Source organism: Micromonospora sp. NPDC049282 (assembly GCF_043197045.1).
Classification (GTDB): Bacteria; Actinomycetota; Actinomycetes; order Mycobacteriales; family Micromonosporaceae; genus Micromonospora.
The window spans coordinates 469,135-488,387 of the sequence record NZ_JBICSL010000001.1 but is presented as its reverse complement, the minus strand read 5'-3'; the positions used below and the strand labels follow the sequence as shown (position 1 = coordinate 488,387).

Annotated in this window: 18 protein-coding genes; 9 read left to right on the top strand and 9 right to left on the bottom strand. The window is 74.2% G+C overall.

What is annotated here, in order from left to right; translation table 11 throughout:
• Nucleotides 1-9: 9 nt before the first annotated feature.
• Entirely contained in the window at nucleotides 10-1,296 is a 1,287-nt protein-coding gene (locus ACGFI2_RS02245) for a nicotinate phosphoribosyltransferase (protein WP_393509233.1), read from the bottom strand.
• Between the two features lie 16 nt (nucleotides 1,297-1,312).
• Entirely contained in the window at nucleotides 1,313-3,985 is a 2,673-nt protein-coding gene (locus tag ACGFI2_RS02240) for a LuxR C-terminal-related transcriptional regulator (protein WP_393509230.1), read from the bottom strand.
• Nucleotides 3,986-4,183: 198 nt separating this feature from the next.
• Here ACGFI2_RS02240 and ACGFI2_RS02235 point away from each other — a divergent pair, with 198 nt between their 5' ends.
• From ACGFI2_RS02235 to rdgB, 9 genes are all read left to right on the top strand, one after another.
• Complete coding sequence (locus ACGFI2_RS02235) at nucleotides 4,184-5,746, top strand: hypothetical protein (protein ID WP_393509227.1); 1,563 nt, start codon at nucleotides 4,184-4,186, stop codon at nucleotides 5,744-5,746.
• A gap of 115 nt (nucleotides 5,747-5,861) precedes the next feature.
• Nucleotides 5,862-6,152, top strand: coding sequence for an ATP-dependent Clp protease adapter ClpS (gene clpS / locus ACGFI2_RS02230; protein WP_393509224.1), 291 nt, complete (start codon nucleotides 5,862-5,864; stop codon nucleotides 6,150-6,152).
• Nucleotides 6,149-6,652 (top strand): DUF2017 domain-containing protein, encoded by a 504-nt coding sequence (locus ACGFI2_RS02225; protein WP_393509221.1) that lies wholly within the window; start codon nucleotides 6,149-6,151, stop codon nucleotides 6,650-6,652. The genes clpS and ACGFI2_RS02225 overlap by 4 nt, the downstream gene beginning before the upstream one ends.
• A gap of 55 nt (nucleotides 6,653-6,707) precedes the next feature.
• The gene (locus ACGFI2_RS02220; protein ID WP_393509218.1) at nucleotides 6,708-7,196 is read left to right on the top strand and encodes a Mov34/MPN/PAD-1 family protein; all 489 of its coding nucleotides are present in this window, start codon (nucleotides 6,708-6,710) and stop codon (nucleotides 7,194-7,196) included.
• A 70-nt stretch (nucleotides 7,197-7,266) separates the two neighbouring features.
• Complete coding sequence (locus ACGFI2_RS02215; protein WP_393509214.1) at nucleotides 7,267-7,611, top strand: MoaD/ThiS family protein; 345 nt, start codon at nucleotides 7,267-7,269, stop codon at nucleotides 7,609-7,611.
• Between the two features lie 9 nt (nucleotides 7,612-7,620).
• Nucleotides 7,621-8,586: a PLP-dependent cysteine synthase family protein gene (locus ACGFI2_RS02210; RefSeq protein WP_393509211.1), complete on the top strand. Its 966-nt coding sequence runs from the start codon at nucleotides 7,621-7,623 to the stop codon at nucleotides 8,584-8,586.
• Between the two features lie 226 nt (nucleotides 8,587-8,812).
• On the top strand, nucleotides 8,813-9,559 hold the full coding sequence (locus tag ACGFI2_RS02205) for an MBL fold metallo-hydrolase (protein WP_393509208.1): 747 nt from the start codon (nucleotides 8,813-8,815) through the stop codon (nucleotides 9,557-9,559).
• A gap of 65 nt (nucleotides 9,560-9,624) precedes the next feature.
• Complete coding sequence (gene rph / locus ACGFI2_RS02200) at nucleotides 9,625-10,353, top strand: ribonuclease PH (protein ID WP_393509205.1); 729 nt, start codon at nucleotides 9,625-9,627, stop codon at nucleotides 10,351-10,353.
• A complete protein-coding gene (gene rdgB, locus ACGFI2_RS02195) occupies nucleotides 10,350-10,973 on the top strand; it encodes an RdgB/HAM1 family non-canonical purine NTP pyrophosphatase (RefSeq protein ID WP_393509202.1) in 624 nt (207 codons plus the stop codon). The genes rph and rdgB overlap by 4 nt, the downstream gene beginning before the upstream one ends.
• A 59-nt stretch (nucleotides 10,974-11,032) precedes the next feature.
• Here rdgB and ACGFI2_RS02190 read toward each other — a convergent pair whose 3' ends face one another.
• The 7 genes from ACGFI2_RS02190 to ACGFI2_RS02160 form a co-directional block, all read right to left on the bottom strand.
• Nucleotides 11,033-11,677: a LuxR C-terminal-related transcriptional regulator gene (locus tag ACGFI2_RS02190; protein ID WP_393509199.1), complete on the bottom strand. Its 645-nt coding sequence runs from the start codon at nucleotides 11,675-11,677 to the stop codon at nucleotides 11,033-11,035.
• A complete protein-coding gene (locus ACGFI2_RS02185) occupies nucleotides 11,665-12,945 on the bottom strand; it encodes a sensor histidine kinase (protein ID WP_393509196.1) in 1,281 nt (426 codons plus the stop codon). The genes ACGFI2_RS02190 and ACGFI2_RS02185 overlap by 13 nt, the downstream gene beginning before the upstream one ends.
• Entirely contained in the window at nucleotides 12,942-13,793 is an 852-nt protein-coding gene (locus ACGFI2_RS02180; RefSeq protein WP_393509193.1) for a CPBP family intramembrane glutamic endopeptidase, read from the bottom strand. The genes ACGFI2_RS02185 and ACGFI2_RS02180 overlap by 4 nt, the downstream gene beginning before the upstream one ends.
• A gap of 153 nt (nucleotides 13,794-13,946) precedes the next feature.
• Nucleotides 13,947-15,485: a histidine ammonia-lyase gene (hutH, locus tag ACGFI2_RS02175; protein ID WP_393509190.1), complete on the bottom strand. Its 1,539-nt coding sequence runs from the start codon at nucleotides 15,483-15,485 to the stop codon at nucleotides 13,947-13,949.
• Nucleotides 15,482-16,678: an imidazolonepropionase gene (hutI, locus tag ACGFI2_RS02170; protein WP_393510060.1), complete on the bottom strand. Its 1,197-nt coding sequence runs from the start codon at nucleotides 16,676-16,678 to the stop codon at nucleotides 15,482-15,484. The genes hutH and hutI overlap by 4 nt, the downstream gene beginning before the upstream one ends.
• On the bottom strand, nucleotides 16,678-18,030 hold the full coding sequence (locus ACGFI2_RS02165; RefSeq protein ID WP_393510057.1) for a formimidoylglutamate deiminase: 1,353 nt from the start codon (nucleotides 18,028-18,030) through the stop codon (nucleotides 16,678-16,680). Before ACGFI2_RS02165 ends, hutI begins: the two co-directional genes overlap by 1 nt.
• The gene (locus ACGFI2_RS02160) at nucleotides 18,027-19,247 is read right to left on the bottom strand and encodes an allantoate amidohydrolase (protein WP_393509187.1); all 1,221 of its coding nucleotides are present in this window, start codon (nucleotides 19,245-19,247) and stop codon (nucleotides 18,027-18,029) included. Before ACGFI2_RS02160 ends, ACGFI2_RS02165 begins: the two co-directional genes overlap by 4 nt.
• Nucleotides 19,248-19,253: the final 6 nt, after the last annotated feature.

Sequence of the window (19,253 nt, the reverse complement as noted above, 5' to 3'; positions counted from 1 at the left end):
CGGTCCTCCTCAGGTCGCGGGTACGACGGTCACCGGAACGGCCGGATCGCCGCCGGAGAGCTTGAGACCCTCCCACGGGATGGAGATCAGGCACTGTCGCAGGTGCTCCCGGGACTCGTCCAGCGTGGGCAGCGCCACCGGCTCGCCCGACACCACGTACGAGTGTTGGAGCAGCCGGTCGTTGGGCTGCCGGTCCGGCACGCCCTGCGGCACGATGACCTCCTCGGTGGCGGTGCCGGTCGGCTTGTGCCGGCGCACCGCCACCTTCCGGCCGCCGATGGTGGCCTTGTGCTCGGAGCGCTTGACCACCGGCCGCCCCGCCACCTCGACCAGCTTGTAGACCAGGCCGGCGGTGGGCGCACCCGAGCCGGTGACCACGGCGGTTCCGGCGCCGTACATGTCCACCGGCTCGGCGGCGAGCGACGCGATCGCGTACTCGTCCAGGTCGCCCGAGACGATGATCTTCGTCTCGGTGGCGCCGAGCGAGTCGAGCAGCTCGCGCGACTGCTGGGCGATCACCGCGAGGTCACCCGAGTCGATCCGGATCGCCCGCAGCTCCGGGCCGGCCACCGCGATGGCGTTGCGGATGCCCTGGGCGATGTCGTAGGTGTCGACCAGCAGCGTGGTGTCCTTGCCCAGCGTGGCCACCTGGGACGCGAACGCCGCCCGCTCGTCGTCGTGCAGCAGGGTGAACGCGTGCGCGGCGGTGCCCGCGGTCGGTATGCCGTAGCGCTGCCCGGCGGCCAGGTTGGAGGTGAACCTGAACCCGGCCAGGTAGGCCGACCGAGCGGCGGCGACCGCGGCCTCCTCGTGCGCCCGGCGGGAGCCCATCTCGATCAGCGCGCGGCCCCGGGCGGCGGTGACCATCCGGGCCGCCGCGGCGGCGACCGCGCAGTCGTGGTTGAGCACCGACAGCACCAGCGTCTCCAGCACCACGCACTCCGCGAACGTGCCCGAGACGGTGAGGATCGGCGAGCCGGGGAAGAACAGCTCACCCTCGGCGTAACCGTCGACGTCACCGGTGAAGCGGTAGTCGGCGAGCCACTGCGCGGCCCGGTCGTCGGCCACCCCGGTGCGCCGGAGGAAGTCGATCTCGGCCGGGTGGAACCGGAAGTCGCGGATCATCTCGATCAGCCGGCCGGTGCCGGCGACCACCCCGTAGCGCCGGCCGGCCGGCAGCCGCCGGCTGAACACCTCGAAGACGCAGCGTCGGTCGGCGGTGCCGTCCTGCAGCGCGGCGCTGACCATGGTCAGCTCGTATTGGTCGGTCAGCAGCGCGGGGCGAAGGGTGCTCACCGCCCCAGCCTAGAGTTCAGGCCGGATCCGTGCCGTCGTGCCCCGGCATCGACCGCAGCGCGGCCCGCAGCTCGCTACGGCGGGTGACGCCCAGCTTGCTGTAGACCCGCTGGAGGTGGTTCTCCACCGTGCGGGTGGAGAGGTACAAGCGCTCGGCGATGGCGCGGCTGGTCAGTCCGTCGGCGGCGAGGTGGGCGATCTCCCACTCGCGGTCGCTGAGGGCCGGGCGGAGCAGCCGCAGCGCCGGGGTGGAGATGTCGTCGCAGCGGCCCAGCAGGTCGGCGAGGCGCTCCCGGGCCGACCCGGTCGCGCCGACCCGGGCGTCCCGCATCCGGCACAGCGCCATCGCGGTCGCCTCGGCGGCGTAGACGACCAGCTCCCGGTCGGCGAAGCCGTCGGCCACCGCGAGCAGGTCGTCCGGGGAACCGTCGAGCGCGGCCCGAGCGTAGCGGGCGACCAGCGGCGGCAACACGCCGTCGACCTGCTCGGAGAGTTCCGCCAGGCGCTGCGCCACACTGCGCCGGCCACCGTCGACGCAGGTGGGCCCGACCGGCGCGGCGGCCTGGTCGAGCCGGACCAGGTCGAGCAGGACGAGCAGCTCGTGGCCGGCGAGACCGTCCTCACGCAGCCGGTCGGCCAGCGCGCAGAGGTGCTTTGTGGCGCCCGGCAGGTCGCCGGCCGCCGCCTGCGCCGCGCCCCGGGCCTGCTCCAGCCACGGGTAGAGGACGGCCATCCCGGGCGCGTGCGTCCGGTCCGCCTCGGCCATCGCCTCGGTCGCGTGGACCGCGTCCCCGCGCAGCGCGGCGGCCTGCGCGCGTTCGGCGTGGGCCAGGCCGGCGTACACCCGGCTGGTGGCGAGCACCGCGCAGGCGCCCAGACTGGTCTTGAGCGCGTCGTCGCCGCGCCCGCGCAGCCGTGCCGCGTACGCCTGGAGGATGCCCAGGTAGCCGGTGCCGAGCCGGAAGTCGCCGGCGCCGGCCAGGTCGGCGAACTCGTCGGCGACGATCGCGTCGATGCCGGCCAGGTCGCCGGAGAGCGCCAGCCGGGTGCCCCGGGCCAGCTCCATGGCGAGCTGGAGGTAGGGCATGTCGGCGCGCCAGCACGCCGCCTCGGCCTGCACCCGGGCGATCGCGGTGGCGCTGCGCCGGTACTGCCCCTGGGCGGCCTGCAGGTGGGCGAGGGTGCACCGGGCCAGCTCCCGGGCGGCCATCGGGGCGGCCGGGCGGTCCAGCACCTCCTGGGCCAGCCGCACCGCGACGTCGACGTCCAGCCGGTGCAGCCGCATGATGGCCTCGAAGGCGCGCACCCGGGCCCGGTCGGCGGGGTCGGTCAGCTCCTCGCCACCGGCGGCGATCTCCTCCACCGTGGACTCCCGGTTGAGCCCCCAGTAGGCGACCATGCCCCGGGCGGTCAGCCAGCGGCTGCGTCGCCGGTCGTCGCCGACCTCCCCGGCGACCTGGTCGAGCACCCGGATCGCCTCCTCCGGCCGGTCGCCGAACATCAGGATGGTGGCGAGCAGCTCCGCCGCGTCCGTGCCGCCGCCGGCCTCCAGCGCGGCGCGGGCCAGCCGGGTGGCCAGCGGCACGTCGTACCGGCCGAACGCCTGCACGGCCGCGTCGAGCAGCAGCGCCACGTTCTGCGCCGTACCCGAGTCGAGCCGCCAGACCGCGACCCGCAGCAGGTCGTCGCGGCGGCGCTTGCCGACCTGCTCCAGCAGCCCGGCGAGGGTGGCCTGGAGTCGCCGGGTGCGGCTGACCGGGCACTGGCGGCGCATCACCTCGCCGTAGAGCGGGTGGGCCAGGCGGACGTTGAGTCGCCGGTCGTCGCGGACCATGGCGATGAGCCCGCGTTCCTCGGCCACCTCCACGTCGGTCGGCTCGACCGCCCGTTCCAGCAGTTGCAGGCCCAGCGGCTCGCCGAAGGCGACCAGCTCCACCACCGCCCGGACGCCGGGGGTGAGCTGGCCGATCCGGGTGTCGATCAGCTCGGTGAGGTTGGGCGCCAGCTCCAGCCGGCCGGTCCACTTCCAGATCCCGTACGTGCGCCTGAGCTCGCCGTCGGCGGCCAGCACCAGCTCACGCAGCAGCAGCGCGTTGCCGGCGGAGAGCCGGAACAGCCGGTCGGAGGAGCCGGCGTCGACCGGGCCGCCGAGGATCGCGGCGAGCAACCCGGTGGTCTCGCTGCGGCCGAGCGGCCCCAGCTCGACCAGGTCGACCAGGTCGTCGGTCCAGAGGGCACGGATCGGCAGCGGGATCTGCTCGCCGTTGCGCAGCGTCCCGATCACGGTGGCGTTCTCCGAGCGGGCGATCAGGTGCACCAGCGCGGCCGACGGCGGATCGAGCAGGTGCGCGTCGTCGACGGCGAGCACGATGGGCCGGCCGGCGGCCTGCTCCTGGAGCAGGTCCACCGCCCAGCGCAGGATCCCGGCGGGGGAGAGGCCCTGCGGCTGGGTGGCGGGTAGCACCTGGACCAGCCCGCCGAACGGCAGGGCGGCGGTCGTGGCGCTGGCCGCGACCGACCAGATCGCGTGCCGTTCGGGGGAGAGCGCGGCCACCCCTTCCCGCAGCAGCCGGCTCTTGCCGACGCCCGCGTCGCCGCTGAAGAACAGCCCGCGCCCGTTCGGGTCGCCGATCGCCGACAACAGACGGTTGAGTTCATCCGTTCGGCCGACGAACTCCCACCTGGTCATCGATGCAGCATATCGATGGGATGCCGTCCGCGTGCGCGTCGTCACGCAGTGAAGTTGAGTAATCTGGCCATTACTCGTGAGTACCGGATGTGTTCGGTGTCGGATGCGCGACACCCGTACGCTTCCGGCAACCCCTATGGCCAGGGAAAATCCGCGACCGGGCTGACGCGCCGGCCGCCTGACCGGGAGGCCCACCTGATGAGGCCAGGTCCACTCCCCTCGGTCGACGTGCCCGATCCGGGCGGGCGCGCCGAGTCGCCACGGTGCGTCCCACTGCCGACCCGGCTCGGTCTGAGCGAACCGGGGCCCGGCGAGCCGCTCGCCGTCGTCGTGGCCGGCCCGGGCGGCGCGGGCCGGCGTGAGCTGATCGCCGGCCTGCTCGGGTCCGACCCCGGCACGCTCGTCGTGCCCGCCGGCAGCTACCTGCTGATCAACCACGCCAGGGTCGCCACCCGAGCCGCGTACGTCCCCGGCTACCGCCAGCCGCACGCCTACGGCGCGGACCCGCTCGCCGCCGGCCCCGCGCTGGCCCGACCGCCGCGCCGGGTCGAGCTCAGCCTGCCCGACCCGCTGCTGCGCCACTTCACCGTGCTCGACCCGCCGGACACCGCCACCCTCGGCGTGGCCGGCGGCCTGGCGCTGCGGGACGCCGTCGGCCGGGCCGGGGCGTTGCTCTTCGTGATCTCCGCCGACCAGGCATTCAGCGCGGTCGAGCTGCAGCTGCTGGCCGAGGTGGCGCGCGCCCGCGTCACGGTGTTCTTCGCCGTCACCCCCGGCGTGACCGGCTGGGCGGCGCCGGCGGACGGCGCGACGGCGGAGGGCACGGGGGCGTCCGTGCCGTCGCCCGCCCGATCCGGCCCGCCCAGCCCCGCCGGCCGGCTCGACCCGGTGGCGGTCTCCATCGCGGCCCACCGCGCGGCGCTGCTGGCCGCGGTGCCCGCGCTCGCGTCGGCCCGGTGGTTCCCGGCCCGGCGGGCCGAGGTGCCGAACCTGCGCCGCGCGCTGGTCGGGTGGGCCGCCGAAGAAGGGCTGCGCCGGGCCAGCGCCCGGCCGCCCGAGCCGCCCGGCGCGCACGGCCGGGTGCCGGTGCTGGCCGGGGTCGACCCGACCGACCTGGCCGACCGGATCGATCGCCAGGCCCGCTCCTGCGCGCAGCGGATCCGCCAGCACCTCGCGCTGGAGTTGGCGAACATCCACCTCCGGGTGGTGCAGGAGATCGTCTTCGGGGTCGGGTGCGCCGGCCTCCCGCAGCTGCTCGACCGCGAGCTGGAGGCGCTGTCGATGCTCGCCACCGCGCAGTGCGACGAGGCGGTCCGGAGCATCGTCGACGACGCCGCCGCCCGGGTCTTCGGCGCGCCGCTCGCCGAGGGCGTACGCCGGCGGATCACCCACGCGGTGCGTTGGGGTCTGGCCGACCACCCGGACGGCCGGGAGCTGGATCGCGTGCTCCTGGTCACCAGCACGGCCGGGGTCGCCGGGCTGGCCGGCGCCGGCGCGCTGGACGCGCTGGCCGGCCTGCCCGGCGCGGAGCGCGACGAGGTGCTCCCGCCGATCGGGGTGGCGCTCAACGGCGGGTGCTGGCAGCACTGGCGGGCGCCCGGCAACGACGACCCGAACCTGGCCCGGTCCTGGGCCCAGCGCGCGCTGCGCGAGGTCGAACTCGAACTGTCCCGCGAGGTGTCCCGCCGCTTCGAGGTGATCCGTCTCTCGCTGGGCGTGGTGCTCGCCGATGCTGTCGACCACGGCATCCTGCTGGCCTGAGACCCGGGCCGCCGCGCGGGGTCCAGGGCCCGCGTACGCGGTCCGGGCGGGCGATCCCGACCGCCGCGCCGTTCCGGTTCATCGGTTCCCCGGATCCGGTGGCACGATGGGGGGCATGGCGGCTCCACAGGTTGCGCCGGTCGAGACGCCGGACACCGACGAGGTGCCGGTCTCCGACCGGCCATGGGTGACCATCGTCTGGGACGATCCGGTCAACCTGATGACGTACGTGACCTGGGTTTTCCAGAAGCTGTTCGGATACAGCCGGGAGAAGGCGGAGCGGCTCATGCTGGACGTGCACCACAAGGGCAAGGCGGTGGTCTCCAGCGGGGCCCGGGAGCGGATGGAGCACGACGCGTCGCAGTTGCACGCGTACGGGCTGTGGGCGACCGTGGAGAGGTCATGAGCATGTTCCGCCGCCGGGGCGACCGCTACGTGGCCGGTTTCGCCGTCGACGAGGTGCGGGTGCTGCGCAAGGTCGCCTCCGAGGTGGTCGGCCTGCTGACCGACGGCTTCGACCACGGCGACCCGGTGGTCGGCCGGCTCTTCCCCGAGGTCTACCCGGACGACGACGCCGACACCGCCGAGTTCCGTCGCTACACCGAGGGCGACCTGAAGACCGCCAAGATCGACCAGGCCGGCGCGATCCTCGCCGCGCTGCCCGACGGCGACGCCGGCGGCGAGGTGCGGCTGGACGCGGAGGCGGCCGAGGCGTGGCTGCGGGCGCTCAACGACGCACGGCTGGCGATGGGCGTCCGGTTGGAGATCAAGGACGGCACCGATCTGGGCGAGGAGCTCGACGACGCGGTCGCCACCGACCCGGCCTCGTCCCGGGTGTTCCAACTGTCGGTCTACGCCTATCTCGGATATTTGCAGGAGTCCCTGCTCAACGCGCTCATCGACTGAGTGGTGACGGTCGCCACCTCGCCGCCCGGCACGGCCAGGCGCTAGGCTGGTCGGCGTGCTGAGCATCGACCGGTCGATCATCGACGCGATCGTCGCCCACGCGCGTCGGGACCACCCGGACGAGGCGTGCGGCGTGGTCGCCGGCCCCGCCGGCGGCGACACCCCGACCCGGCACATCCCGATGGAGAACGCCGCCCGCTCGATGACCTTCTACGAGTTCGACTCGATGGAGCAGCTGCGGTTGTGGCGCGAGATGGACGACCGCGACGAGGAACCGGTCGTCATCTACCACTCGCACACCGCGACGGAGGCCTACCCGTCCCGCACGGACGTCGCCTTCGCCGGCGAGCCGGGTGCGCACTACCTGCTCGTCTCGACGCGCGAGCCCGACACCGAGGAGATCCGGTCCTTCCGGATCGTCGACGGCGTCGTGGCCGAGGAGCCGGTCGAGATCGTGGACGCCGCCGTGGATCCCAACGCCGTCCAGTCCTACATGTTCGGGCAGAGCCCGGCGACGGTCGACTACGAGTGTTCCGGCCGCTGACCCCAGCGCACCGGCACACCCTTTCCTTCCCGTCACCCGGCACGTCCCTGAACGAGGAGCACCAGACACCATGGCCATCGAGGTTCGCATCCCCACCATCCTGCGCAGCTACACCGGCGGCGCGAAGGTCGTCGAGGGCGCCGGCGACACGCTCGCCGACCTGCTCACCGACCTGGACTCCCGGCACGCCGGCCTGCGGGGCCGGCTGGTCACCGACGCCGGCGCGCTGCACCGGTTCGTCAACGTCTACGTCAACGACGAGGACGTCCGTTTCCTGGGCGCGCTCGACGCGAAGCTCAACGACGGCGACAGCGTGACGATCCTGCCGGCGGTGGCCGGCGGCGCGTTCGGCTTCGCGGCGGCAGCGGCGATCGCGTCGCACGCGGTCTCCGCGCGCGCCACCGCCGCCCGCTAGGGGGCCGCCATGGCGCGGTACGACAGCCTGCTCGACGCCTGCGGCGGCACGCCGCTGGTCGGCCTGCCCCGGCTCTCCCCGACGGTGCCCGACGGCGCGCCGCCGGTGCGGCTCTGGGCGAAGCTGGAGGACCGGAACCCGACCGGCAGCATCAAGGACCGCGCGGCCCTGTTCATGGTGCGGGCGGCCGAGGAGGCCGGCCGGCTGCGCGCGGGCGACACCATCCTGGAGCCGACCAGCGGCAACACCGGGATCTCGCTGGCCATGGTGGCGAAGCTGCGCGGCTACCGGCTGGTCTGCGTGATGCCGGAGAACGTCTCCACCGAGCGGGTGCAGCTGCTCCGGATGTACGGTGCCGAGATCATCTTCTCGCCGGCCGCCGGCGGCTCGAACCAGGCCGTCGCGACCGCGAAGCAGATCGCCGCCGAGCACCCGGACTGGGTGATGCTCTACCAGTACGGCAACGAGGCGAACGCCCGGGCGCACTACGAGACGACCGGGCCGGAGCTGTTGCACGACCTGCCGAGCGTCACCCACTTCGTGGCCGGGCTGGGCACCACCGGCACGCTGATGGGCACCGGACGCTACCTGCGCGAGAAGGTCGACGGCATCCAGATCGTGGCGGCCGAGCCGAGGTACGGGGAGCTGGTCTACGGCCTGCGCAACATCGACGAGGGCTACGTGCCCGAGTTGTACGACGCCGGGGTGCTGTCCCGCCGCTTCTCGGTGGGCACCCGGGACGCGGTGCTGCGCACCCGGCAGCTCGTCGAGGTGGAGGGGATCTTCGCCGGCTTCTCCACCGGCGCGATCCTGCACGCCGCGCTGGCCGTGGCGCACGAGGCGGTCCGCGACGGCCGCCGCGCCGACGTGGCGTTCGTGGTCTGCGACGGCGGCTGGAAATACCTGTCCACCGGGGCGTACGGCGGCACGCTCGCGGACGCCGAGGACGCGCTCGACGGTCAACTCTGGGCCTGACGGCCCACGGTGGTCCGGCCGGTGGGGACGCCCCGCCGGCCGGACCGCCGCGATCTCCCGGATCCGGACGCGTATGGGTGTCACGTTGATGACAACTTCCGGTAGATGATTCTTGCCCGACCGGGCTGCCGCGTAGGCTGCGCAGCGTGGCGAGCGCGTCGGTGGAGATCAACGGCGGGGCGGCTGCCGGTGCGTCGACTACCCAGTGTGAGATCGAGGCAACCGGATGCGACTGACCGTCCTCGGCTGCGCGGGCAGCTTCCCGGGCCCTGAGTCCCCCTGCTCCGCCTACCTGCTCGAGGCGGACGGTTTCCGCCTTCTGATCGACTTCGGTCCGGGGTCACTCTCCACGCTCCAGCGCTACGTCGGGCTGCACTCGCCCGACGCCGTGCTCCTCACCCACCTGCACTGCGACCACATGCTCGACGCGGTGTCGTACGTCGTGGTGCGCCGGTACGCCCCGGACGGTCCCTACCCGCCGCTGCCGATGTACGCGCCCTCCGGCGCGCCGGACCGGCTGGCCGCCGCGTACGGGCAGGAGAACACCACGGTGGAGGACGTCTACCAGTTCTACGGCCTCCAGCCGGGCACGTTCCCGATCGGCCCGTTCACCGCGACCGTCGACCGGATGAACCACCCGATCGAGACGTACGGGGTGCGACTGGAGCACGGCGGCCGGGTGTTCTGCTACTCGTCGGACACCGCGCCCTGCGAGGCGCTGCTGCGCCTGGCCCAGGGCGCCGACGCGTTCCTCTGCGAGGCCAGCTACATGGACGGCGTGGACAATCCTCCCGACCTGCACCTGACCGGCCGGGAGGCCGGCGAGGCGGCCACCAAGGCGGGCGTGGGCCGGCTGCTGCTCACCCACCTCGTGGCGGCCTGGGGCAGCGAGTCGCACACCGTGGAGTCGGCGTCCGGGGCGTACGCCGGGCCGATCGAGGTGGTGCGCGCCGGCGCCGGCTACGACGTCTGACGACGCGGTCCCGGCCGGCGGGCACCGGCAGCCGTCGCGATCGACGCACCGCATAGGGTGCAGGCATGGCACGACCTGACGGGCGGCGGCCCGACCAACTCCGACCGGTGAGCCTGACCCGGGGCTGGAGCACCCATCCGGAGGGCTCGGTGCTCGTCGAGTTCGGCGCGACCCGGGTGCTCTGCACGGCCAGCGTCACCGAGGGGGTGCCCCGCTGGCGCAAGGGTTCCGGGCTGGGCTGGGTGACCGCCGAGTACGCGATGCTGCCGCGGGCCACCAACACCCGCTCCGACCGGGAGAGCGTCCGGGGCAAGATCGGCGGCCGGACGCACGAGATCTCCCGGCTGATCGGCCGCAGCCTGCGCGCCTGCGTCGACCTCAAGGCGCTCGGCGAGAACTCGATCGTGCTCGACTGCGACGTGCTGCAGGCCGACGGCGGCACCCGCACCGCGGCCATCACCGGCGCGTACGTCGCCCTGCACGACGCGGTCACCTGGCTGGCCGAGCGCAAGTCGCTCACCGGCAAGGTGGAGAAGGTGATGCACCGCTCGGTGGCCGCGGTCAGCGTCGGCGTGATCGGCGGCGAGCCGATGCTCGACCTCTGCTACACCGAGGACGTGACCGCCGAGGTGGACATGAACGTGGTCTGCACCGGCACCGGCGACTTCGTCGAGGTCCAGGGGACGGGTGAGGCAGGCGTGTTCGCCCGCGACCAGCTCGACGCGCTGCTCGACCTGGGCGTGGCGGGCTGCCTGGAACTGGCCGACGCGCAGCGGAAGGCGCTCAACCTGTGACCGACAACAAGGTGCTCCTGGCCACCCGCAACCGCAAGAAGCTCGTCGAGTTGCAGCGGATCCTGGACGGCGCGCTCGGCGCCCACCGGGTCGCCCTGATCGGCCTCGACGACGTCGAGGAATATCCGGAGCTGCCGGAGACCGGCCTCACCTTCGGTGAGAACGCGCTGATCAAGGCGCGGGAGGGTTGCCGGCGCACCGGCCTGCCGACCATCGCCGACGACTCCGGCATCGCGGTGGACGCGCTCAACGGCATGCCCGGCGTGTTCAGCGCCCGCTGGTCCGGCCGGCACGGCGACGACCGGGCCAACCTCCAGCTCGTGCTGGAGCAGGTGGCCGACGTGCCGGACGAGCACCGTGGCGCCGCCTTCGTCTGCACGGTGGCGCTGGTGCTGCCCAGCGGCAAGGAACACCTGGTCGACGGCCGGCAGGCCGGTCGGCTGCTGCGCGCGCCGCGCGGCGAGGGCGGCTTCGGCTACGACCCGATCTTCCTGGGCGACGGGCAGGAGCGCACCAACGCCGAGCTGACGCCCGAGGAGAAGGACGCGGTCAGCCACCGCGGCAAGGCGCTGCGGGACCTGGCCAAGCTGGTCGCCAAGGTGCTCCCGCCCGCCGCCTGACCGCCGGCGCGGCGCACCGGTACGACGGCCGCGGGTCCCACCTCCGCTCCTGAACGATCTCAGGAGCGGAGGTACGCGACGACCGCCAGCACGCGCCGGTGGGTGCGGCGGTCGTTGGGGAGCCTGAGCTTCGCGAAAATGCTCGCGACGTGCTTCTCCACCGACCCCTCGGAGATGTGCAGTGCCGCGGCCACCGAGCCGTTCGACTGGCCCTGGGCCATCGCGGCCAACACGTCACGCTCCCGCCGGGTCAGTGCGTCGAGGCTGTCGCGCCGCCGGCTGCGGCCGACCAGTTGGCGCACCACCTCCGGATCCAGTGCGGTGCCACCGGCGGCGACGTCGGTGACCGCACGAAGAAACTCGGCGATGTCGGCGATCCGGTCCTTGAGCAGGTAGCCGACGCCACGCGGGTCGGTGCCGAGCAACTCGTCGAGGTACCGCTCCACCACGTACTGGGAGAGCAGGAGGACGGGCAGCGGATGCTGATGGGAGCGGAGCCGCAGGGCCGCCCGCAGCCCCTCGTCGCTGAAGGTGGGTGGCAGCCGGATGTCCACCACGGCCAGGTCGGGCCGGTGCTCGTGGACGCCCGTCAGCAGGGCCTCGACTCCGTCCACCGCGGCCGCCACCTCGTGCCCCTTGTCCGTCAGCAGCCGGGTGAGACCGTCCCGGAGCAGGACGGAGTCCTCGGCGATCACAATGCGCACGGCAACTCCATCTCGACTCGGGTGGGGCCGCCCACCGGGCTCGACACGGTGATGGTGCCCTCGACGCTGTCGACTCGAGCGGCCACCCCCGCAAGTCCGCCGCCCGCCACCACCGCCGCCCCGCCTCGACCGTCATCCGACACCTCGATCAGCAGCAGGTCGGCCCGCCGCCTGACCCGCACCGAGGCCCGGGTGGCTTCGCTGTGCTTGGTGATGTTGGTCAGCAGTTCCGCCACACAGAAGTAGGCGGTCGCCTCCACTGCCCGATCCGGTCGGTGCGGCACGCGCACGTCCGCCCCGACGGGCACGGGACAGCGGGCGGTGAGCAGCGGCAGTGCCCCCTCCAGGCCCAAATCGTTCAGCACCGCCGGGTAGATCCCGCGCGCCAGGTCACGCAGCTCGACCAGGGCCAGCTTCGCCTCTTCGTGCGCCGCGGCCACCCGGGCTGTCAACTGCGGAGTCGACACGCCGCTCTCGATGTCGTCGCGCGCCCGGCCCAACTCCATCGCGAGCACGACCACCCGGGCCTGTACGCCGTCGTGGAGGTCCCGTTCGATCCGCCGGAGGTGGGAGCCGGACTGCTCGACCGCCCTCGTCCGGCGGCGCTCCGACGCCGCGACCCGCTCGCGTGCCCCGGCGGGCGCCAGCATCCGGCGCAGGCGGATCCGGTCGAGGCCGGCAAGCCCCGCCACCAGCCAGGGCGCCACGAGTACCCCGACCAGTCCGACCGCGCCGACCAGGACCGGATACGGCCAGGTGTCCGGATACCAGTGCCAGCCGCCGATGCGGACCTCGTCGCTGCGGTGCGCCCCGTCGGACGGGACCAGCCGGGCCCAGAGCGGGTATCCCAGCGCGCTGAGCGACAGCAGCCACCACATCCCCACGAGGTACGCCTGTGCGATGCCGACCGGCACGGCCACCAGCGAGTGCAGCAGGCAGCGCCATCCGACGGGGTCGGTCAGCGCGTCGCGTACCCAGCCGAGCGAGCCGGGATGTCGACGGATCCGGGGCGGGGCGGGTGGCAACCGGAACCTGAGCAACCGGCGTGCCCGGGCGCGTTCCAGCGTGCCCACCGAGCGGGCCGCCGTGACGACGCAACCCAGCAGCGCCAGCCCCACCACAGTGACACTTGCCAGGGTGGCGTACACGGTCAGGACCACAAGGAGCAACGCGACCGCCGACATCCCGGCCCCCAGGAGCAGGTGCAGCGTCTCCCGCCAGGGGCGGGCGCGCAGCGGCGCCCGCAGGACAGTCCTCGCGGCGTTCATGCCGCCGGCCGTCCGCGCCGGGTGGCGATGAGGTAGCCGGTGAAGAGCAGCGCCGAGATCGTCAGATAGATCAGTTCCGCCGCGCCACCAGGGCCCAGCCCTGCCGACGGCGCAGATGTTCGGATGTGGATGAGGGCGTCGCCGTAGTCCGCGCCGACGTCCGTGTCGAGGGAGAAGACCGAGTCCATGGTCCAGTTCCAGGTGGTGTGGAAGCCAATGGCCAGCCAGAGCGCGCCGGTGGTGAGGCGGGTCAGCACGAAGAATCCGGCCATCAGGGTGAGATCGGCCAGGAGAACCAGGGTGAACAGCGGTCTCGACAGGTCGGAGACGTGTAGCACGGCGAAGATGACGCTCGAGATGATCGCTGCGCCGCGCATCGACCAGCCGTCGGCGAGCGTTTGCAGGACGTACCCCCGGAATGCGACCTCCTGCACCACCGCGCTCGTGGCGAGGAGGTAGAAGCCCGCCGCCAGCAGCCCGACCGCGCCGACCAGCCCGCGCTCGGCGGCCTCGGTCCCGCTGATCTCCGCCCAGCCCGCCGCCCACATGACTGAGAAGAACGCCAGCACGGCAAGCGCTCCGCCCGACAGGCCGACCAGCAGGTGGCGCAGGCGGAACCCGGTCAAGCCGAGGTCGCACCAGGACCGGCGGTCGACGTGCCGGCGGAACAGGTAGGTGACGGCGAGCACGAGGACGAGGACACCGGTGTGCGCGGCGAGATTCGCGCCCGGCGACCGTTGCCCCCACACACCGAGCGGCGCAGCGGTCGCCAGCACCACCGCCAGGTATGCCGGGACCCGCCACCACGACCGTAGTCGGTGGTCGGGGCCCAGCAGGACGCGGCGCACGGCGCCCGTTCGTTGTCTCGAATGCGTCGGTGCCGTGGTTGCCATTCCGGTTCTCCCGTGGCTTGTGCCTGCGTCGTCGATGACGCTATGAGCACCGGCCCGGGGAAGACATGCGGCTGGCCTCCCACCTTTCCGGGGGGCTGTCCCCCAGGCTCAGCCGAGCGGGCCGATCTCGCGCTCGATGGCGGCGCGTAGCTCGGCCCCGCCGACGACGGCCCGCGCGGCCTCCATCAGGGGGGCGAGGAACACGTCCGGCCCCGGCTCGCCGATCGTGTCGCCCAGCGCGTCCAGCGCGGCCCGGCCCGCCGGGGACGGCTCCAGCGGCGCCCGCAGTTGGAGCCCGCGTACGGCCGCCAGCAGCTCCACCGCGAGCAGGCTGGTCAGGTTGTCCAGCACCGTGCGCAGCTTCTTGGTGGCCGCCCAGCCCATCGAGACGTGGTCCTCCTGCATGCCGCTGGTGGGCAGCGAGTCGACCGAGGCGGGCGCGGCCAGCCGGCGGTTCTCCGCGACGATGCCGGCGGCGGTGTACTGGGCGATCATCAGCCCGGAGTTCACCCCGGCGTCGGGGGAGAGGAACGCGGGCAGGTCCCGGTTGCGGGCCACGTCGAGCAGCCGGTCCACCCGCCGTTCGGCGATCGCGCCCACCTCGGCGGCGGCGATGGCCAGGTAGTCGGCGGCGAAGCCGAGCGGCGCGCCGTGGAAGTTACCTGTCGACTCGACCCGCCCGTCCGGCAGCACCACCGGGTTGTCCACCACCGACAGCAGCTCCCGGCCGGCGACCACCTCGACGAAGTCGAGCGTGTCCCGGGCCGCGCCGACCACCTGCGGGGCGCAGCGCATCGAGTACGCGTCCTGCACCGCGTGGGCCAGGTCGTCGCGGTGCGAGTCCATCACCGCCGAGCCCTGGAGCAGCCGGTGGATGTTCGCGGCCGAGGCGGCCTGACCGGGGTGCGGGCGGATGGCGTGCAGCTCGGGCAGGAACGGCCGCTCGGAGCCGAGCATCGCCTCGATGGCCAGCGCGGCGGTGACGTCGGCCATGGCGAACAGGTGCCGGGCGTCCGACACGGCCAGCAGCAGCATGCCGAGCATGCCGTCGGTGCCGTTGATCAGTGCCAGCCCTTCCTTGGCGGCCAGCTCGACCGGGGCCAGCCCGACCCGGCGCAGCGCCTCGGCGGCGTCGAGTCGTTCCCCGGCCGGGCCGAGCACCCAGCCCTCGCCGAGCAGCGCCAGCGCGCAGTGCGCCAGCGGCGCCAGGTCGCCGGAGGCGCCCAGCGAGCCGTGTTCCGGCACCCACGGGGTGATCTCGTGGTTGAGCAGGTCCACCAGGCCCTCGGCGACCAGCGGGCGGACGCCGGAGCGGCCGAGCGCGAGCGAGCGGACCCGCAGCAGCATCATGGCCCGCACCACCTCACGGGGCATCGGCGCGCCCACCCCGGCCGCGTGCGAGCGGATCAGCGCGTGTTGCAGCTCGGCCCGCCGTTCGGGCGCGACGAACGTGTTGGCGAGCGCCCCGAAGCCGGTGGAGACGCCGTACACCGGGCGGCCGGCGGCCTCGATGCCGTCCACGATGGACCGGCTGGTGGCCATCGCCTCGGTGGCGGCGGGGTCGAGCACGACCTTGGCGGTGCCGCGGGCGACCGCGAGCACGTCGGCGGGGGAGACCCCGGTGGACAGGATGGTGACGGTGGTCATCGTGGCACTCCGTTGTGCAGAACCTGGCGGATCAGTGGCACCCCCGGCCGGTAGGCCAGGTGAAGGTAGGTCGGGGCGTCGAGGATGACCAGGTCGGCCCGGGACCCGGGGGTCAGCCGGCCGACGTCGGTGCGGCGCAGCGCCGCCGCCCCGCCGGCGGTCGCGGCCCACACCGCCTCCGCCGGGGTCATCCGCATCTCGCGTACGGCGAGCGCGACGCAGAACGGCATCGACGAGGTGTACGACGAGCCGGGGTTGCAGTCGGTGGCCAGCGCCACGGTGACGCCCGCGTCGAGCAGCCGACGGGCGTCCGGGTACGGCGACCGGGTGGAGAACTCGGCCCCGGGCAGCAGCGTGGCGACCGTGTTGGTCGGCGGCCCGGAGAGCCACTCGGTGGTCGTCGAGCCGGCGAGCGCGTCCACGTCGGCGTCGGACAGGTGGGTGCAGTGGTCCACGCTGGCCGCGCCCAGTTCCACCCCGAGCTGGACGCCCGGGCCGGGACCGAGCTGATTGGCGTGCACCCGGACACCCAACCCGGCGGCCTGACCGCAGGCGAGGATCGCCCGGGCGTGGTCCACGTCGAACGCGCCGCGCTCGCAGAACACGTCGACCCAGCGGGCGTACGGCGCGGCGGCGGCCAGCATCGGCCCGCAGACCAGGCCCACGTAGTCGTCCGGGCGGTCGGCGTACTCGGCCGGGACCACGTGCGCGCCGAGGAACGTGGTGTCCTCGGTGAACTCGGCGGCGATCCGCAGCGAGCGGGCCTCGTCGGCGACGGTCAGGCCGTACCCGCTCTTGATCTCGACCGTGGTGGTGCCCTGCCGCAGCATCTCCGCCCGCAGCCGGCGCACGGCGGCGCGCAGGTCGTCGTCGGAGGCGGCGCGGGTGGCGCCCACGGTGGTCCGGATGCCGCCGCCGGTGTAGGGCTCGCCGGCCATCCGGGCGGCGAACTCGGCGGCCCGGTCACCGGCGAAGACCAGGTGGGCGTGGCTGTCCACGAAGCCGGGCAGGACGGCCGCGCCGCCGGCGTCGATCCGCCGGTCGGCGGCGGGCGGGTAGCGGGCCGGACCGACCCAGGCCACCTGCCCGTCCTCGATCAGCAGGGCGGCGTCGCGGCGGACGCCCAGCGGGTCGCCACCCCGACCGTCGTTGGTGACCAGCTCGCCGATGTTGTCGACGAGCAGGCTGCCGATCATGAGGTCACCGTCGCGATCGAGTCCCGCAGCTCGGTGGGGACATCGACGGTCAGGTGCCGGCCGTCGGCCACCACGGTCCGGCCGTCGACCACCACCTGCGTCACGTCGGCGGCGGTGGCCGCGAAGAACGCGCCGACCGGCGGCACCCCGGCGGTGCGGGCGCTGTCCAGCCCTACCGTCACCAGGTCGGCCCGGTCGCCGACGGCGAGCCGGCCGGCGTCACCCCAGCCGAGCGCCGCGTGCCCGGTGACGGTGGCGGCGGCGAGCAGTTCGGCGGCGGTGAAGTGCCCCCGCCTGCGGGTACGCAGCCGCTCGTCCAGTTCCACCGCGCGGGCCTCCTCGAACAGGTCCACCACGGCGTGGCTGTCGCTGCCCAGGCTGAGCGGGCTGCCCGCCTCGGCGATCCGCCGGGCCGGGCCGATCCCGTCGGCCAGGTCCCGTTCGGTGGTGGGGCAGAGGCAGACCCCGGTGCCGCTGTCGCCGAGCAGCGCGACATCGGCGGCGGTCGGATGGGTGGCGTGCACGGCGGTGGTGTGCCGGCCGAGCACGCCGTGGTCGGCCAGCAGCCGGGTCGGGGTGCAACCGTGCACGGCCCGGCAGGCGTCGTTCTCGGCCGGCTGCTCGGAGAGGTGCGCGTGCAGCGGCAGCCCGTGCCGGTCGGCCCAGCCGGCCACGGTGGCGAGCTGCTCGGCCGGCACCGCGCGCACCGAGTGCACGGCCGCGCCGAGCCGGACGTGCCCGTCGGTCGGGCGGAACGCGTCGACCCGCTCCGCCCAGCGCAGCGCGTCGCCGTCGCCGAACCGGCGCTGCGGCCCGACGAGCTCCGCGCCGTCCACGCCCGCGGTCAGGTACGCGGCGTCCAGCAGGGTGAGCCGTACCCCGGCGTGCGCGGCGGCCTCCACCAGCGCGGCCGACATCGCGTTCGGATCGTCGTACGGGGTGCCGCCGGGACCGTGGTGCAGGTAGTGGAACTCGCCCACGCAGGTGATGCCGGCGAGCGCCATCTCCGCGTACGCGGCCCGGGCCAGCGCCAGGTAGGAATCGGGGTCGAGGCGGGCGGCCACCGCGTACATCAGGTCCCGCCAGGACCAGAAGTCGCCGCGACCGTCATGGGTGCGCCCGCGCAGCGCCCGGTGGAACGCGTGCGAGTGGGCGTTGGCCAGGCCGGGCAGGGTCAGCCCGGGCAGCCGGGTGGCGTCGCCGAGCACCTCCACCCCGGCCGCCGGCGGCCCGCCGCCGGTCAGCGGCGTGACCGCGGTGAGCCGGCCGTCCGTCGCCTCGATCAGCACGTCCGGGGTGGGCTCGGCGTGCTCCGGCAGCCAGGCGTACTCGGCCAGCCAGCGGGTCATCGGCATGCCAGCTCCTCCAGGACCCGGGCCAGGGCGGCCACCCCGGCCGCGCAGTCGGCGTCGGTGGCGGACTCGGCCGGGGAGTGCGACACCCCGGTCGGGTTGCGCACGAACAGCATCGCGGTGGGCAGGTGCGCCGCCAGCACCCCGGCGTCGTGGCCGGCGCCGGTCGGCAGCACCGGCGCGTCGAGCAGCGTGGCCAGTCGCCGCGCCAGACCGCCGTCGAACGCGACGAGCGGGGTCGCCGACTCCTGCGTGCAGGTCAGCCCGGTGCCGTCCCGGCCGGCCCGCTCGGTGGCCTTGGCGCGTACCGCCTCGACCAGACCGTACAGCGTGTCCGCCTCGGCCGCCCGCGCGTCCAGCCAGCCGGTGACCCGGGCCGGGATCGCGTTTGTGGCGTTCGGCTCGACCGACACCCGGCCCACGGTGGCGTGCGCGTCGCGCAGCCGGGCCTCCTTGTTCGCCGCGAGCACGGTGAACGCGTAGGTGAGCATCGGGTCGCGGCGGTCGGCCATCCGGGTCGTACCGGCGTGGTTGCCCTCGCCGGTGAAGTCGAACCGCCACCGGCCGTGCGGCCAGATCGCGGACGCCACCGCGACCGGCGCGTCCAGGTCGACGAGCGCGCGGCCCTGCTCGACGTGCAGTTCCACGAACGCCGCGAAGCGGCCGAGCAGCGCCGGGTCGGCGCCCGCCGGCCGCTCGCCCAGCGCGCCGGCGAACGTCACCCCGGCCTGGTCGCGCAGCCCGGCCGCGCGCTCGGTGTCGATCTCGCCGGTGAGCAGCCGCGACCCCAGGCAGGGTACGCCGAACCGCGCGCCCTCCTCCTCCACGAACGCGGCCACCACGACGGGCCGCTCCGGAGTGGTTCCGGCGGCCCGCAGCTCGTCCACGGCGAGGAACGCGCTGACGATGCCGAGCGGCCCGTCGTACGTCCCGCCGTGCGGCACCGAGTCGAAGTGGCTGCCGGTGAGCACCGCGTCGCCGGCCGCCGGGTCACCCCACCAGGCGAACAGGTTGCCGTTGCCGTCCTCGGACACCGGCATGCCCCGCCGGTCGGCCTGGTTCCGGAACCACTCCCGCAGTCGCAGCTCCGGCTCGGTCAGCGCGTACCGCAGGTAGCCGCCGCTGCCGGGGTCGCGCCCGACCGGCGCGATCTCGTCCCACAGCTCCCGGAACCTGTCAGGAAGGGGCCCTTCCGCTACCGAATGCGTCAACAAGGGGCC